Annotated in this window: 13 protein-coding genes; 5 read left to right on the plus strand and 8 right to left on the minus strand. The window is 65.7% G+C overall.

Features of this window, described 5'->3' with window-relative positions:
- Positions 1 to 17 precede the first annotated feature (17 nt).
- The 4 genes from A3Q7_RS0111715 to A3Q7_RS20300 all read left to right on the plus strand — a co-directional run bounded on the left by A3Q7_RS0111715 (position 18) and on the right by A3Q7_RS20300 (position 4530).
- Complete coding sequence (locus A3Q7_RS0111715) at positions 18 to 338, plus strand: PsiF family protein (RefSeq protein WP_018412075.1); 321 nt, start codon at positions 18 to 20, stop codon at positions 336 to 338.
- 145 nt (positions 339 to 483) lie between these two features.
- A complete protein-coding gene (locus A3Q7_RS0111720) occupies positions 484 to 1182 on the plus strand; it encodes a hypothetical protein (protein ID WP_018412076.1) in 699 nt (232 codons plus the stop codon).
- A 72-nt stretch (positions 1183 to 1254) separates the two neighbouring features.
- Positions 1255 to 2070: a hypothetical protein gene (locus tag A3Q7_RS0111725; RefSeq protein ID WP_018412077.1), complete on the plus strand. Its 816-nt coding sequence runs from the start codon at positions 1255 to 1257 to the stop codon at positions 2068 to 2070.
- Positions 2071 to 2145: 75 nt separating this feature from the next.
- Positions 2146 to 4530: a serine/threonine-protein kinase gene (locus A3Q7_RS20300; protein WP_051079202.1), complete on the plus strand. Its 2385-nt coding sequence runs from the start codon at positions 2146 to 2148 to the stop codon at positions 4528 to 4530.
- Positions 4531 to 4572: 42 nt separating this feature from the next.
- On the opposite strand, the gene A3Q7_RS0111735 is transcribed toward A3Q7_RS20300, so the two are convergent.
- Entirely contained in the window at positions 4573 to 5463 is an 891-nt protein-coding gene (locus tag A3Q7_RS0111735; protein WP_077231354.1) for an adenylate/guanylate cyclase domain-containing protein, read from the minus strand.
- Positions 5464 to 5601: 138 nt separating this feature from the next.
- Positions 5602 to 6342, minus strand: a complete 741-nt coding sequence (locus A3Q7_RS0111740) for a pteridine reductase (protein ID WP_018412080.1) — start codon at positions 6340 to 6342, stop codon at positions 5602 to 5604.
- Positions 6343 to 6429: 87 nt separating this feature from the next.
- Here A3Q7_RS0111740 and A3Q7_RS0111745 point away from each other — a divergent pair, with 87 nt between their 5' ends.
- On the plus strand, positions 6430 to 7575 hold the full coding sequence (locus A3Q7_RS0111745; RefSeq protein ID WP_018412081.1) for a class I SAM-dependent methyltransferase: 1146 nt from the start codon (positions 6430 to 6432) through the stop codon (positions 7573 to 7575).
- A 41-nt stretch (positions 7576 to 7616) separates the two neighbouring features.
- On the opposite strand, the gene A3Q7_RS0111750 is transcribed toward A3Q7_RS0111745, so the two are convergent.
- From A3Q7_RS0111750 to A3Q7_RS0111775, 6 genes are all read right to left on the minus strand, one after another.
- Positions 7617 to 8582, minus strand: a complete 966-nt coding sequence (locus A3Q7_RS0111750) for an AAA family ATPase (RefSeq protein ID WP_018412082.1) — start codon at positions 8580 to 8582, stop codon at positions 7617 to 7619.
- Positions 8583 to 8767: 185 nt separating this feature from the next.
- Positions 8768 to 10603: a serine/threonine-protein kinase gene (locus A3Q7_RS0111755; RefSeq protein WP_018412083.1), complete on the minus strand. Its 1836-nt coding sequence runs from the start codon at positions 10601 to 10603 to the stop codon at positions 8768 to 8770.
- 352 nt (positions 10604 to 10955) lie between these two features.
- Positions 10956 to 11150 carry a hypothetical protein gene (locus tag A3Q7_RS0111760; protein WP_018412084.1) on the minus strand — a complete coding sequence of 65 codons (195 nt, stop codon included), beginning with the start codon at positions 11148 to 11150 and terminating at the stop codon, positions 10956 to 10958.
- Between the two features lie 405 nt (positions 11151 to 11555).
- On the minus strand, positions 11556 to 12377 hold the full coding sequence (locus A3Q7_RS0111765; protein WP_018412085.1) for an alpha/beta hydrolase: 822 nt from the start codon (positions 12375 to 12377) through the stop codon (positions 11556 to 11558).
- Positions 12378 to 12474: 97 nt separating this feature from the next.
- On the minus strand, positions 12475 to 14865 hold the full coding sequence (locus tag A3Q7_RS0111770; protein ID WP_018412086.1) for a putative bifunctional diguanylate cyclase/phosphodiesterase: 2391 nt from the start codon (positions 14863 to 14865) through the stop codon (positions 12475 to 12477).
- A gap of 4 nt (positions 14866 to 14869) precedes the next feature.
- Positions 14870 to 15484, minus strand: a complete 615-nt coding sequence (locus A3Q7_RS0111775) for a methylamine utilization protein (protein ID WP_018412087.1) — start codon at positions 15482 to 15484, stop codon at positions 14870 to 14872.
- Positions 15485 to 15622 lie beyond the last annotated feature (138 nt).

Below are 15622 nucleotides of genomic sequence, written 5' to 3' on the forward strand. Positions count from 1 at the left end.
AGTCCAGGAGGTCCGCCATGCCGCAGCTCCGCCACACACTCTCCCGCAGCATCCTGATCCTGTCCCTCTCCGCGCTCGCTTCGCCGCCACTGCACGCCACGCCACAACAGGAGCGCATGCGCGCCTGCAACAAGGAAGCCAAGGAGAAATCGCTCAAGGGCGAGGAACGCAAGGCTTTCATGAGCAGTTGCCTGTCCGCCGGCAAGGCGGACAAGGCCGACGCCGGCCAGACCGCCGACCTGCCATCCAAGGCCAGCCAGTGCCGGGACGAAGCGAAGGAAAAGGCGCTCAAGGGCGAGGAACGCAAGGCTTTCATCAAGGCCTGCAAGGAAGCCTGACAGGCCCGTGATGCCGCCACGACGCTCCGGCGTGGCGGCATTCGTGTCCTGTGCAACGAAATGCAGTGCGTAGGCGCGATCGCTGCGCAGTCACGCGCATACCCCTTTGCTATATTCCGGCGGTGTTCCTCTGCCGGAGCTTCCATTGCTGCGCCAGCGTCCCATCCGCTTCGGTCTTGTCACCCTGCTGGTCGCCGGGCAGTGCGCGCTCGCGCATGGCTTCAGCTTCAGCGAGGAGGCGGCGAAGGACGCAGCAAACGCTGAAGCCGAGAAGGCGGCGGCCGACGCGAAAATGCGTTCCCTGCCTCCGGCCTGCCTGGACGGGCTGCGCCGCAAGACCGTGCTGCTCATCATGGGCGAGCGCAGCGGCGACGGCATTTCGGCCGAACAGGCCCGTTTCAGTCCGCATTTCAACGCGATCAACCGTCGGCTGCAGAAGCAGGGCATGCGCACCTACACGCAAGCGGAGATACGAGCGCGCATTGCGCAGGCCGAAGTCGACGCCTACTTCCGGAACGACCCGGATGCCGCACTCGCTGCTTCGAAGAAGCTGGGCGCGCAGCTCATACTGCGCGGAACCATAGACGCGCGCACGACCATGAATGCGGTGGTGCGCTTACCGGAAGTGCAGGTCACCATCGCCTACGCCCTTCTGACACCCTCCGGTCAACTGCTGTCCGAAGCTCGCACCGATGCCGAATCCTATTCCGGCAGCGATACGCTGGGCATGGCGCGCATGCTGATCGAGGAGAAGGCGGATGGCGTCGTGAACGAACTGCTCGCGGGCTACTGCGACGCACAGCCAGCCGCCGTGAAGAGTGGCGCAAAGAAAACCAACAAATAGCAAGCCCCCCGCACGGGGTGGCATGGATCGTCGTGCCGTCATGCGGCACATCACCTTCAGAGAGGACCCATCATGAATGTCTTGCTCCACCGCCCGTTTGCACTCGCGCTGACGGCCATGCTGCTGGCCACCGTCAGCGGCGTGGCCACTGCCCAGCCGGTATTCGAAAGTGCTTCGCCCACCGCTGGCAGCAGCGTGTCGGACAAGGCGAACGAAAGCGCCGACAAGGCGATGTACAAGGCGGTCGAGTACAGCAACAAGTCCAAGCCAGGGCCCACCGTCATCGTCGTGCCCGGCGAGATCAAGAGCAACAACGCGACCTTCACCCAGAAGTTCAGTTCGAACAACATCGCCGACTTTGGCGAACTCGAACTGTCGCAGGCCAATTTCAAGGTGCTCGAACGTTCCGATCTCGGCCCTCTGCTGGGCGAATTCCAGCTCGCCTACTCGATGGGCGATCCCGCCTCGGCGAAGAAGATGCTGCAGAAGGGCAAGTTCAAGACGACCAAGTATGTCGTGAAGTTCGACATCCTCAAGGCCGAACAGGTCGCAGCCGCGAAGGAAGCTGTCAGCGGCCGCACCCTGGGCAACATCATCGGCATCCTCGGCGGCAGTCGCGGCAGCTATGCCGCCGGCGAAGCGGTGGGTTCGGTCGAAACCGGCGCAGCAGCCGGCGTCTGGATCATCGGCATGCGCTACAAGGTGATCGACGCCAACACCACCGAACAGGTCGCACAGGGCTATACCGAGGAAAAGATGGAAGTCGGGGCCAAGGGCACATCCATCCTCGGCGTATCGAGCAGCCAGGAAGGCGGCATCACGCTGGATGGCATGGTGCAGCGCCTGGTGCAGAAGTCGGTGTGGGAAATGGACGCGAAGTACAAGTAAGCGACCGCGCGGCCCGTTCGCATCGGGCCGCGGCAAGGCGGGCAGTACGCCGCCACCGTGCCGACGGAGCATACCGTGAGCATTCCTGCAAAGCTGGGCAAGTACGACATCCTGCGCGAACTGGGTCAGGGTGCGATGGGCATCGTGTATGAAGGTCGCGATCCGGTGATCGATCGCCGCGTCGCGATCAAGACACTGAAACGCGAACAGCTCGAGCGCAGCGAAGCCGACGAGGTGATCGCCCGCTTCAAGCGCGAAGCCCAGGCAGCCGGGCGCCTGAACCACCCGAATGTGGTGGCGATCTATGAGTATGGGGAAGCGAGCGGCGCCCAAGCTGACGGCACCGCCTTCATCGCGATGGAATTCGTGCAGGGTCGCGAACTGAAGGATGCCTTCGACGCCGACGAGCGCATCGCGCTGCCCATGGTCGGTCGCATCATGGACCAGCTTCTCGACGCACTCGAACATGCGCACCGCAATGGCGTCACTCATCGCGACATCAAGCCGGCCAACATCATCCTGTTGCCGGATGGCACGGTGAAGGTGGCGGATTTCGGCGTCGCGCGCATCGAGTCGTCCAACCTGACCCAGGCGGGCACGGTCATGGGCACGCCGTCCTACATGTCGCCGGAACAGTTCATGGGCCAGACCGTGGACGGCCGCAGTGACCTGTTCTCGGCCGGCGTGGTGCTCTACCAGATGCTCACCGGAGAAAAGCCGTTCACCGGCGCGCTCACCACCATCATGCACAAGGTGCTGAAGGAGGATCCGCCCTGGCCTTCGGTGCTGAACGTGCATGTGTCGCCGCGCGTCGATGCGGTGGTCAGGCGGGCCATGGCCAAGCGGCCTGAAGACCGCTTCGGCAGCGCCCACGAGTTCCGTCAGGCCCTCGATGCGGCGCTGTCAGGCGCTGCGGACGACAACGATGCCACGATGGTGAATCTCGCCGAACCGGATGCCACCGCACTTTCATCTGCGGATGCGACGACCGTCACCGGCAGCGTCCAGCCGCCCGCAGCCGCCACATCGGCACGGCCCTCCGTTCCACCCGCAGCGTCGATCGGCACACCCGCAGCACCGGCAATACCGTCCGCATCATCGCGCGGGCCGCTGGCAGGTGCGCTGGTGGTCGCCTTGCTCGCGCTTGGCGCGGGCGCATGGTGGCTCACGCACGACACCGCGCCGGGCCGTCCGGCACCGGCCGCGGAGGTCGCGCAGGCGGCGACACAACCAGCCGCCTCTCCCGCGGCGCCGCACGCCGGCATGGATCCCGGCGTGGCCATCATCAGCGCCATCGGCCTGGCCGACCCGGGCGACCCCAGGCTCACGCATGACAGACAGGCACTGACCCGGGCCATGCGCGACGATGCCCGGCGCCAGATACTGGAAAAGGCCGTGGCGCTGTTTGTCGATCCGAAGTCCGTGAACGCGCACTACGACGTGCTGCAGTCCAGGTTGCTCGATCGCGGCAGCGATTTCATCCAGGCAGTGCTCGAGGAAAGTCCACCCGAACTCGGCAAGGATGGCCTGATGGCCGGCGAAGTGCGTGCGGCAGTACGCGTACGCGAGGTGCAGAAGTCCTTGAACCAGATGTCGCAGGAAGAGCGCGTCGATTTCATCCGTAACAACGGTGACCCGAAGATCGCGGTAGGTGTGACCTCGCGCTGGTCGGACGGCGATCCTGCGGTTCCGGCCCAGCGCTCGCCGCTCGCCGAGAACACGCTGAAGCAGCACATCCAGGGCTTCGGATTCCGCACCTGGAGCGACGACCCGTCGGCGGGTCAGAACGCCGATTTCTCGATAGACAGCGAAGTGCGTTTCAAGCGTCTGACTGCGCGTCTCGCCGCATCGGGTGTGGTGATCGAAAAGGTCGTGCTCACGTCGTGGACCGTGCGCTGCATCGATCGAAAGACCGGCGAAGAGGTGTATCTGAACACGGAGATGCCGGAAGGGCTGAGCTGGGCATCCGAAGAGAAGGCGCTGGCCGACATCGGCAAACGGGTGGGCGACCAGTTCAGCCGCAACTTCTTTCTGAGCCACTTCCATTTCATGGCACGCAAGGTGACTCTGCAGATCACCGGGCTGCCGGGGGAGGAAATGGCCGGCTCACTGCTGCGCGAAATCGCCTCGATGCGGTCGGTGCTGGCCACCGACGTGAAATCTCTGGGCAGCGATCGCGCGGAATTCGTGGTCGATCTGTCCGGCGGTCTGACCGATGTCGCTCAGAACGTACAGGCGGGCATATTGCTGCCGCTTTCGCGCAAGCTCGGGCGCAACTGTCTGAGCATCGCATCAAGCTCGCCGGATGCGGTCACGCTGGATCTGGACCCTGCCTGCACCGCACCCGACGTGGTCGCACGACTGCAGACGCTGCCGCCGGCAGCATTGATCGAGGCCGCGCCATCGCGCCGTGAAACGGTCATCCACGATCCCGAACTGCGCAAACGCATCAGCATCTGAAGCGGCATCCGGACGCCGCCGGAAAAACAGTCCGGCGGCCGCCTACTCGAGTACCTCGAAACGCATCAGGTCTATGCCCTGTTCCAGCGCGCTGTGGCCGAAACCTATCGTGCCCTGGCCGCGCAGGATCATTTCCTCGCGCTTCAGGATGACCTCGTTCTCGCCCTCGATGCGCAGGAAGGTGCCATTGGTACTCTGGTCGACCAGCACGAACTTGTCGCGCCGGCGCTCGATGCGTGCATGGTTGCGCGAGGCGCGCTGGTCCTTGATCACCACTTCGTTGCTCATGTCGCGACCCAGGGTGAGCGGACCGTGGCTGGTATCCAGTGTCACCTCGACACCACGGTAACTCACCAGCAGCCGGGCGGCTGCGTAGCTCGCGACGATGCTGGAGGCCTTCATCGTAAGGTCGGCGCCATCCTGCCACAGCACCTCGAACACGCGCACGTCCTCGGCCTTGCCCTTGACCGTCAGCGCGTCGATCTCGCGCACTTCGGGGGCGAGACTGAGCGTCACCGCGGCCATGGTTTCGGAAGTGGTCATGATCTGACCGGCCTTGGCCAGTCCGGCCATGCGCGCCGCGGTATTGACCGTGTCGCCGAACACGTCGTCGTTTTCCTCTATCGTCGGGCCATAGTGGAAACCCACGCGTATCGCCAGCTTCACGCCTGAAACCGGCGGCAGGTCGGTCACCCGGTGCTGCATCTCACAGGCCGCCTGTATGCCGGCATCGGCAGTGTCGAAGGTGGTCATGACCTCGTCACCTATGGTCTTGATCACCTTGCCGCCATGTCCATCCACGACGCGGCGCATGCGGTTCAGACAACGCTCGACCGCGCGCAGCGCCTCGGCATCTCCCAGCTTTTCATACAGCCGGGTACTGCCGGACACGTCTGCGAACAGCACGCAAAGCGATCGTTGTTGTGAAGTCATGACAGGGCGGTTGCAGGGGAGGCGATGTGTTGTATCGCCATTTTACAAACAGCCACTGTATCTGTGCGCCGATCCCGCTTCAATACGACGAAGGTCCGAGTGCGGGCATATTGCCGCCCTGATCGCGCGGGGCCGCGACTAGAGATGTACGCTGCGCCCGCCATCCACGGCAATGATCTGGCCTGTGATGTAGGGTGCATCCTCGATCAGGAAGCGTACGGTGCGGGCGATGTCGCGCGGGTCGCCCTCGCGCCTCAGCAGCGTGTGCTGCACGATGCGCTCGCGCTCGGCGGCATCGAACAGATCGTTTTCCGGCCACTGGATCGGCCCCGGTGCCACGCCATTCACCCGTATCTGCGGCGCGAGCTCGATGGCGAGCGCGCGCGTCAGCGTGGCGAGCGCGCCCTTGGATGCGCTGTACAGCGCGTAACCGGGCAGTGGCCGCTCGGCGTGAATGTCGGCGATGTTCACGATGCAGCCTTCGGTATCCCTCAGCGCGGGTGCCGCCGCCTGCGACAGGAAAAGCGGTGCGCGGAAGTTGCTGCCGGTCAGATCGTCCCAGTCGCGCAGGCTGATGCTGCCCACCGGCGTCGGAAAGAACGATGACGCGTTGTTGATCAGTGCATCCAGCCGGCCGAACTTGCTCAGGGTGATGTCGACCAGCTCCGGCAGGCGGGCGGTATCCAGCAGGTCGGCCGAGAGGCAGCAGGCGCTCTTCGCGCGCCGGGAATTGAACTGATCGAGCAGCAGCAGCGCCTCTTCCGCCGACTGCCGGTAATGTATGGCCACACGCCAACCCGCGTCGTGCAGCGTGTGGGCGATCTGCGCCCCGAGCCGCCGGGCCGCGCCGGTAATCAGAGCCACCTTGCCGTTTTCCATCCGAATTCCGCCTGTTTGTATGTCCTGACGCGATGCCGCATTATCGCGGACCCGCACGCCAGGTCGCCAACAACCTCTTCATCCGCCATGTCCCTGCCCACGCCCGACGACGATGCCCGCACCCACAGCGAGCGGCTGCGGTCGCTGATCCGCGACGAGATCGCCCGCCATGGTGCCCTGCCCTTCAGCCGCTACATGGAGCGGGCGCTGTACGCGCCCGGACTGGGCTATTACAGTGGCGCCCTGCAAAAGTTCGGCGCCGGCGGCGATTTCATCACCGCCCCGGAAATGACACCGCTGTTCGGGCACAGTCTGGCCCGCCAGCTTGCCGATCTGATGGCGCTGTGCGCGCCCTGCATCGTGGAGACCGGCGCCGGCAGCGGAAGGCTGGCGGTCGACCTGCTGGGTGCGCTCGACCGCCTCGGCGCCGCGCCGACGCACTATTTCATCCTCGAACTTTCGGCCGACCTGCGCGAGCGTCAACGCGAGACACTGGCAGCCGGCCAGCCCGCTCTGGCATCGCGTGTGAGCTGGCTGGACAGTCTGCCGCCACAATTTGACGGCGTCGTGATCGGCAATGAGGTGCTCGACGCGATGCCCGTCGAACGGGTACGCGGCAACGCCGGCGGCATCGACCAGGCAGTGGTGGACACGGTGGAGGATGATCTGGTGCTGGACTGGCGACCCGCGCCGCCGGCGCTCACCGCCGAGGCAAGGCGCCTGGGCTTCAGCGATGGCTACGACAGCGAAATCAATCTCGTGGCCCGCGCCTGGGTAGCCGAATGGGCGCGGCGCATCGGCCGCGGCGCGCTGCTGTTGATCGACTATGGCTTTCCGCAGGCCGAGTACTACCACGCCGACCGTTACCAGGGCACGCTCATGTGCCATTACCGCCATCACGCGCACGGCGATCCATTGTGGATGCCCGGACTGAACGACATCACGGCCCATGTCGATTTCACCGCAATCGCGCAGGCGGCATTCGATGCCGGCATGTCACTGGCGGGCTACACCTCGCAAGCCCGCTTCCTGCTGAACTGCGGCCTGCTGGAACTGCTGGGCGAAAGCAGCGGCGCGGACGCAATGACGCGCGCCCGTCACAACGCCGCGGTGAACCGCCTCACCTCGCCCGCCGAAATGGGCGAACTGTTCAAGGTGATCTGCCTGACGCGCGGCCTGCCGGACACGCCGCTGCGCGGTTTCCTGCGCGGCGACCGCAGTCATACGCTGTAGCCGGCCGATGGCCACGGCGGCCCATGCCGCCCGCGCCGCACTCAGAAGCCGATCTTTTTCTGTCGCGTGGCGCGCCCCGCGTCCAGATCCACCACTTCGAGGTGATCCCGACGCGCCAGCTTTGCGTTGCCGAAGGCCGCCAGCAGCACCTTTCGCATGTCACGCGGCGGTACCGCCGCCAGCCGGTCGATCACATCGTCCGGCGCATCCGGTTCGAAGCCCCAGTCGTGCGCGGCCACCAGTTCCTCGTACAAGGTGCGGGCGATGACGCAGGCCTGGTCGTGATCCGGCCGCGGCACGGTATAGACGTTCATCCGGCTCAGTATCGGCTCGGGAATGGAGCGCTCGTCGTTGGCCGTGGACACCCACATGATGTGGCTGGCGTCGATGTCGACCTCGACGAATTCATCCTTGAAGCGGCGCGCGGTGTCCTGTTCCAGCAGGCCGTACAGCGCCCCCATGGGGTCATAGCGGGCGTCGCCACCCGCCTTGTCCACCTCGTCCAGCACCACCAGAGGATTGGCGTAGTCGCCGCATACCAGCGCCTGGGCCACCTTGCCCGGCTTGGCATGCGACCACTGGGAAGAGGCGCCGGACAGTATCCAGCCGGCGGTGAGCGAAGACATGGACAAGAATTCGAATCCGGTGCCCAGCAACTGCGCGAGTTGCCGCGCGAAGTGCGTCTTGCCTATGCCGGGCTCGCCGAGCAGCAGCATGGGGGTGAAGTTCATCGGCTCGTTGCCGGCCACCGCCAGCGCGAGATAACGCTTCAGATCATCGAGCACCGGCGCAAAGTTGGGGCAGCGCGCATACAGTGGATCCAGTCCGTCGAATGACGAAGGCTTCACGACATAGCGCACCCCGCCCAGCGAGCGCATCTTCTCGTAGAAAGCCGACAGCGCCTCGCTGCGGGAATGGTTGCCCGCCTCCATCGCGCGATCGACATCACCGACATCATAGATCTCGCGGCATTCCGCCAGAGGAATCCGAATATCCGCCTGTTGCATGGCTGATCTCCTTGCTGCAAATGGAACCTGGAGCGCGGCTGGCGGTACGCCACATCCGCAATCCGGAAAGTACCCGATGTGTGTTCTTTCGTCGCGCTTGCGAAGAAGTTGAGACTTTCCGGACTGGAGGCAAGCATTTTCTGCGCCGGCCTGCGAAAGAGGCGCGCGCCGGAATGGTGGCGTCGTCAGGGCGGCGTCGGCACGACCAGGCGGACCAGCGATGCAAAACGGCTGGGCTGACCGAGCATGAGACGCACCAGTTCATCCAGCCATTCCACGTCATCGCCGATGCGCGGCGGCAGGTAATCAACCAGGCCGAAACGCTCGACATTCTGCAAGGTGAGCTTGAGCGACAGCCACTCGTAATCGGCGGCCAGCTCCACGCGCGCGCGAACCTCGGGTGCGACATCGAACACAAGGCTGCGCAGACGCCCGTGTTCGTCGCGCTGCGGCTGCTCCTCGAACCTCACGCCGTGCTCGCGCAGCGCGCCACGCAGCGCATCTGCGGAAAGCGGGTCACGTTCGCAGTGCAGTACCGCCTGCCCTTGCAGCAACCAGCTCAACGAAACGCGGGCAATCTGGTCCGGCATCTCGACGCCCCGGTTGCGCGTATGCACGTCCGACGAATGCCAGGCCAGGCCGCGCAGCACGCCCAACCCGAGCAGCGGGTAGTCGCGCGACACCTGCGGCCTGATCACGTTGAGCTGGGCCACCAGCTGACTGAAATAGTCGCGCACACCGAGCAGCCGGTCAGCCAGCGCCTGCTCCGCTTCGGTGCGCGCGGCGCGTTCGCCGCGCTGCATCTGTGCAGCATGGGCGCGGATGCGCTGGGCTTCACCAGCAAGATCAGCGAGCAACGAGGAACCGGCACCGGTGCGCACCGTCGCGGACGCCGGCCCGCTTCGGCCCGGATGCTCGGCCGCTCCCGACACCGGCGCATCGAGCAGGCGCGGAAACGCGACGTCCAGCGGGGAATCGGGGGGGGACTTCGGTGCGCGCGGCAGCGGCAGCGTCTTCGGTTCAAGGTCGGCGAGCGAGCGTGCCGAAAAGGCTTCCAGGTCCGCTTCCAGCTCAGCCAGGACGTCGTCGACAGGCGCCCCCGGGCGCCCCGGCTGTCCGCGCTTGAAAGGCGGCGCCGGCAGATCCTCGACGGCCACCACGGTGACCGGAGGCGGCTCGGCGAGCGGGGTCGGCGGACGCGGCATATCGACGTTCGCCGCACGCAGCGCGCGCGCCAGTGCGCCGGCATCGGCGTGGCGATCGACCGGCGACTTGGCGAGCGCCTTCATCACGATGAAATCCAGATCAGGCGGCACCTCGGGGTCAAGCGCACTGGGCGACGGCGTCGGCGCATGGGCAATGCCTTCCAGCACGCCGGACAGTGATCCGGTCAGCGGCGAACCGAAAGGTGGACGTCCGACCAGCATTTCGAACAGCAGGGCGCCCAGCGAAAACACGTCGGAACGCGCATCGGCAGGCAGACCCTGAACCTGCTCCGGCGACAGGTATTGCGGTACCGCAGGCAGGGCGCCAGGCGATGCAGCAGGCAAGGCGAAATCGGTCACCACGACACGGCCATCGCCGTCGATCAGCAGATTGCCGGCCTTCAGGCCACCGTGCACGATGCCCGCCTTCTGCGCGTAAGCAAGCGCCTCTGCGGCCTGGGCGCCGATGCTGCGAACCCATTCGAAGGACATGCGCGGAAGCGCGTCCAGGAGCTGGCGCAGCGAGCGCCCCTCCACCCGTTCCATCGCCACCCAGGGCTGCCCGTCCTCCACCGACAGGCCGAGTTCGACGACGCGTACCACGCCGGGATGGTCCAGGCGGGACACCGCCGACAACCGTTCGCCCAGCTGGGCCGCGTAACGCGCCGGCTCGTCGGCCAGATCGGTGCGGAAAATCTTGAGCGCGAGCAGCCTGCCCGACGCGGGTTCTGTCGCCTCGTACACGATGCCCCGTTCGCCCCGGCCGATCTCCCGGCCAAGACGATAACGGCCGACAAGGCGCGCAGCACCGTTCATTGCAGGCACCCGCGACAGAGCGGCAAGGCGTGTGAACAGCCGGGAACGAGAAAAGGGAAGGTCATGGATGCAGGCAGCGGTCACTCGTCCGGATTACATCCCACGAAAACAAACCGCGTCAATCCGGCAAAAGTACGACTGTACAGCCGCATGCGGAAAAGCACGAACGATGAGCTTGTGCGACACGAGTTGCGGAAATCGTGCGCGCCCGATCGGGTGTCCGCGTGACGATCACGCTCGGGCGGACGGGGGACAGGCAGGCATGCCGCGCCCCGAGCTTCATCGCGGTGGCGCATTCGCCAGGCCGCGCACTTCGCCCGCGTGCCGCCGGTGACAGGCCTTGCTGCGGCGCTTATTCCTGCGCGCGGTAGATATCGCGCAGGAAGGCATCCGGGTCGGACACCGCGCTGCGCTGTCGCGCCACATGGGTTCGCCGCACTGCCGGCCCGGCTTCAGGCAAGGGCAGCCAGCTCGCATTGAGCACCTCGTCGCCGTAATCCTGCGCACGCCCCAGTGTCTTGCCGGTCATGAAATCGAACAGGTCCATTCTCGTCTTCCCCCCCCCTTGCCCACCCATAATGCGCTATCGGCGCCCCGCCTTCGAGCTTGAGCGGGTGGACGTTCCGAGGCACACGGTGCATCAACTCTTTACAATCCGGGCCCTGGTGGACCATGTATGACGTTCCGAACCCGCTCTGCGCAGCACCCGGTCACGGCATCCGGAAGGTCTGACCTCCTCCCTGCCCGGGTGTTTCCTTGCCCCGCACATCCGGTCGCGCTCTGTTCCGTTCGCCGGCTCGCTACAGCCGGTGCGGACCGCACGCGTCAACATCACGGGTTCCATGATGTGCGGCACCGCATTTCAGGACGAGGAAGAAGTCCACATGCGGACGTCACAGGTGCGACGTATTGCACATCGCGCCATCGATCATGAGACGCGGCGATGACGGGTTCAGCGGATTTCGCAGTTCGCCGGAAAGAGCTCGACCACCCAGTCGAGCAGGCTGCGGGCAACCGCCTGCCAGTCCGCCTCAAGCATCATGCCGTGCCCCATGCCGGGAAAGATCTGCGCCGGTACGCCGAGCGCGGCAGCGGTCATGTCGACCAGAGGCGGCGGAATGATGGGATCGCACGCCGCTCCCAGCACGCGCATCGGCGGCCGGTGCATGCGTGCGATCTGCGGCAGGTTGAACAAGGTCATGTCCCAGATCACCCGGGCCGATTCCGGCTGCACACGCAGGGCGTAGCGCTGGAGCCGGTCCAGCGGCACCGGCTGGGCGAACAGGGCGTCAGCCAGCGCGTCGAGCGATTTTGCCCCGCCGGCCAACAGCGCATTCAGTTCGTTCATGAGATCGGGTCGGCGCATGGCCAGGCCAACGGCAGACGCCCACAGGCCCTGCGGCGGCACCGAGGCCATCAGCACTGCCGCCGGCGGCTGCCGCAATTCGAGGCATTTGAGCACCACCATGCCGCCCATCGAATGGCCGATGAGCACCGGCGGCACCGCAAACCTGTCCATGACCTCGCACACGTCCGCCACGTAGTCGTCCAGGCTGAACAGGTCGAGACAATTGCGCCCGGGGCTCTCACCGTGGCCGGACAGAGAAAGCGCGACCGCCTCGAATCCGGCCTCGGCGAACCAGGGAAGAAAGTACTCGTCCCAGCACCAGGCGCCGGTATACGCGCCATGAACGAACAGCAGGGGTTGCGGGTGAGCCGCGCCAGCGGGGCGGCGCGTGATGACCTCGAGAGGTCCGTTGCGCTTCATGTTCATGCCTGGGGACCGCTGCGCAATCCAGAAAGGGACACAGCCGCGACTTTAACGCGAGTGGCCCGACCGGCGGCCGCCTGACCTCTGCCCGACACAGTGTTCAACCTCCGGCCATGCCCGTTCTCCGTCCCGCATCGGGCCACGCCGCAGCCCAGTGCGATTCGGCGAACCAGCGTTCGAGCTGTTCGCGCGGGATGGGCTTGCTGATCAGATAGCCCTGGACGAGGTCGCAGCCGAGCTCGCGCAGCCGGTTCAGCACGTCTTCCGATTCCACCCCCTCGGCCGTCACCTTGAGCCCCATGTTGTGCGCCAGTTCTATGGTCGAGCGCACGATGATCTCGTCGTTCGGATTGTCGAGCAGATGCATGACGAAGCTGCGGTCTATCTTCATTTCGCTCACCGGCATCCGGCGCAGGTAGGACAGCGACGAATAGCCGGTTCCATAGTCGTCGATGGACAGCGCGCAGCCGGTGGCGCGCAGCGCCTGCAGATTGGCCAGGGCGTGATCCGGATCGTCCAGCACCGCGCTCTCCGTGATTTCCAGCGTGATGAGCCGGGCCGGGCAGTCATGCCGCTGCAGCATGCCGTCAAACAGCACTGGCAGCTCCGGATTCAGCAGATCGCGCGCGGAAATGTTCAGCGATACGTTCACCTCCAGCCCCTGCTGCAACCACTGGCCGCACTGGCGCACCGCCGCGTTCATGACCCACAGCGTGATGTACTTGATGTAGCCGGTCTGTTCCGCGAACGGGATGAAATCGAATGGCGGTATGAAGCCACGTGAAGGATGTATCCAGCGCACCAGCGCCTCGACGTGGTGCGCCGGATCGGGCCGGGTCGCCACCTTGGGCTGGTAGTACAGCACCAGCTCGTCGTTCTCGACCGCATGCCGCAGCTCGGTCAGCAGAGACAGACGCTGCACGTTGCGGTCATGGTCGGCCGGGTCATATATCTTGAAACGGGCGTTGCCCCGCTTGGCCTGGTACATCGCGATTTCCGCGTGACGCATCAGTTGCGCCGCCTCCTCACCGTGCTCGGGGCAGGCCGATATGCCCATGCTGGCGTCGATATCCACCACCTGTCCGGACAGGTTCATCGGTGCCTGCAGCACCTCGGCGACACGCTGCGCCACCGCCTGCGCCCGGTGCAGATCGGCCCCCGGCAGCATGACCGCAAACTCGTCGCCGCCCAGGCGCGCCACCTGATCGCGTGCATCGCGCATCGTTTCGCGCAGCCGCCGCCCCACCTTCTGCAGCAGCAGATCGCCCACGCCGTGGCCGAGCGCGTCATTCACCATGCGGAAGCGGTCCAGATCCAGCGTGATGACAGCGACCGTACCCTCCGACCTGAGCGCATCCCCGACCGCATCCGCAAGGCGTTCGCCGAACCAGGCGCGATTGGGCAGCCCGGTCAGGCCGTCGTAGTACGCCAGCTCACTGATCCGCGCCTCACGGTTCGCAATCTCGCCGGTCATTGCGGAGAACGCGTCCGCCAGCTCACCGATCTCGTCACCGCGCGACAGCTCCGGCGGTCCGCCGTATTCGCCGCGCTGCACCCGCTGCGCGAAGCCCGCGAGGCGCATCACCGGAGCGGCGATGGTGCCACCCAGCACGGCACTGGCCAGCAGCGCGATGACGATGCCCGCGGCCGACAGCGCCGCCGATTCGCGGAACAGGCGCTCCCACGGCGCCAGCGCCCGGTCCAGCGACAGCATGAGCACGACAGCCGCCTCGCCCGGCTCGCCGATATCGAGTGCATGGACATGCGTCACATAGTCGTCGTCGGCGACGGCGACGGCGACGGTATCCTCGCCGCCCAGGCTGGCGTTGCGGAACCGTGCCAGCAAGGCCTGCCCGACATCCGGCGGCAGACTGCTCGCATCGAGGAACCAGTCGTCGCGGGCGCCGCGCCGCACGAAACTCAACTGCAGCCCGGTCAGCCCTCGCAGGTCATCGACCAGTCCCTGCTCGACCTGGAAACCCAGCACCACCCATGCCGTCGGTACCGGGGCGAGAACAGGAACCACGACGATCTGGTGCAGGCGATCCGCGATCACCGCGAAACCCGAGCCCTCCTGCCGGTTGCGGACCGCCTCGATCAACTGGTGCACACGCGCCGGCAGCCCTTGCGGCAGGCCGATGCTGCCCGCGACCACGGATTCGTCCAGTGCCAGCAGCAAGGCCAGATCAGCACCTATGCGCCCACCGTGGTTGTCCAGCGCGGACACGATGGTGTCGCGATCCTGACTCAGCAACGCCTCGCGAAAGCCGTAGTCGGCGGCAAGCACCCTCGCCGCCTGACTGAGCTGCGCGGCGCGGTGGGCGATCTGCCGGTCGAACACGCGTTGCGCGGTCGCCACCTCCATGCGCGCGTCGGCGATCGCGCTGCTGCGGCCGATCTGGGCGAACAGGATCAGCCCTATCCCTTGCAACGCCACGACAAGCAGCGAGCACCAGGCGGCGATCTTCCAGCGCAGACGCAGTCTGATCATGGCATCAGTTCTTCAGGTCCACGCTCACGCTCTCCGCCAGATCGCCCATCACGCGCAACGGTCGTGGCGGCAGCTCAGGCAGCCCCAACCTGCGCGGATGCCAGAGCTGAAGCAGATAGTCTCCGGGCGGCACACCGCTGACGCGCACCGTGCCCTCACCGTCCGATATGCCGAACCAGGGCGTATCGACCACCACCACATAGGCCGACATCCGGTCATGGATATTGCACCCCAGCACAACCACGCCCGGCTTGTCGAATATCACCGGCTTTGCCGGTTTTCCGCTGTACAGCTTGAGCTCGAACACCTTGGCGGGCGAAAAAGAGTAGACGTGATGGCGTACCGTGTCGTTATTGGGAAACTCGACCGCGGTTCCGGTCTGCACGACCGACACATGCGGCAGGAAAGTCTTGTTCGCCTGTGCGATGGATGCGCTCCGCGGCTGCGGCAGTTCGCCGCGATCAAGCGGAACCAGCGACGCCACGACACTGTCGAGCGCTCGTCCGGACGCGGAATCGGACACTCTGAGGGTGATGACCGCCGCTTCCGCGAGCCCGCATAGCGCGCACAGGACGAAACCCGGCAGCGCTCGGCGCCGGGCCGTGACGACTTTGCGCAACACGCGGCACTCCGGACTGAAGTTGAAGGTTCTTTTTTTACGGCAATGACCGCATCAAGCTTGAATGGCCGCGCCCGAATGCTCAAGTCCGCGTGCGGCCGGCCGTAGCCGATCCGGACAACGATATGGAGACCCCTG

It is taken from the genome of Methyloversatilis thermotolerans, assembly GCF_000372885.1.
GTDB lineage: Bacteria > Pseudomonadota > Gammaproteobacteria > Burkholderiales > Rhodocyclaceae > Methyloversatilis > Methyloversatilis thermotolerans.

What these genes read in the sequence shown, in the direction of transcription:
- A3Q7_RS0111715 (WP_018412075.1), top strand. Translation starts at nt 18, where the DNA reads ATGCCGCAGCTCCGCCACACACTCTCCCGCAGCATCCTGATCCTGTCC.
- A3Q7_RS0111725 (WP_018412077.1), top strand. Translation starts at nt 1,255, where the DNA reads ATGAATGTCTTGCTCCACCGCCCGTTTGCACTCGCGCTGACGGCCATG.
- A3Q7_RS0111735 (WP_077231354.1), bottom strand. Translation starts at nt 5,463, where the DNA reads ATGACTTCACAACAACGATCGCTTTGCGTGCTGTTCGCAGACGTGTCC.
- A3Q7_RS0111740 (WP_018412080.1), bottom strand. Translation starts at nt 6,342, where the DNA reads ATGGAAAACGGCAAGGTGGCTCTGATTACCGGCGCGGCCCGGCGGCTC.
- A3Q7_RS0111745 (WP_018412081.1), top strand. Translation starts at nt 6,430, where the DNA reads ATGTCCCTGCCCACGCCCGACGACGATGCCCGCACCCACAGCGAGCGG.
- A3Q7_RS0111750 (WP_018412082.1), bottom strand. Translation starts at nt 8,582, where the DNA reads ATGCAACAGGCGGATATTCGGATTCCTCTGGCGGAATGCCGCGAGATC.
- A3Q7_RS0111755 (WP_018412083.1), bottom strand. Translation starts at nt 10,603, where the DNA reads ATGAACGGTGCTGCGCGCCTTGTCGGCCGTTATCGTCTTGGCCGGGAG.
- A3Q7_RS0111760 (WP_018412084.1), bottom strand. Translation starts at nt 11,150, where the DNA reads ATGGACCTGTTCGATTTCATGACCGGCAAGACACTGGGGCGTGCGCAG.
- A3Q7_RS0111765 (WP_018412085.1), bottom strand. Translation starts at nt 12,377, where the DNA reads ATGAACATGAAGCGCAACGGACCTCTCGAGGTCATCACGCGCCGCCCC.
- A3Q7_RS0111770 (WP_018412086.1), bottom strand. Translation starts at nt 14,865, where the DNA reads ATGATCAGACTGCGTCTGCGCTGGAAGATCGCCGCCTGGTGCTCGCTG.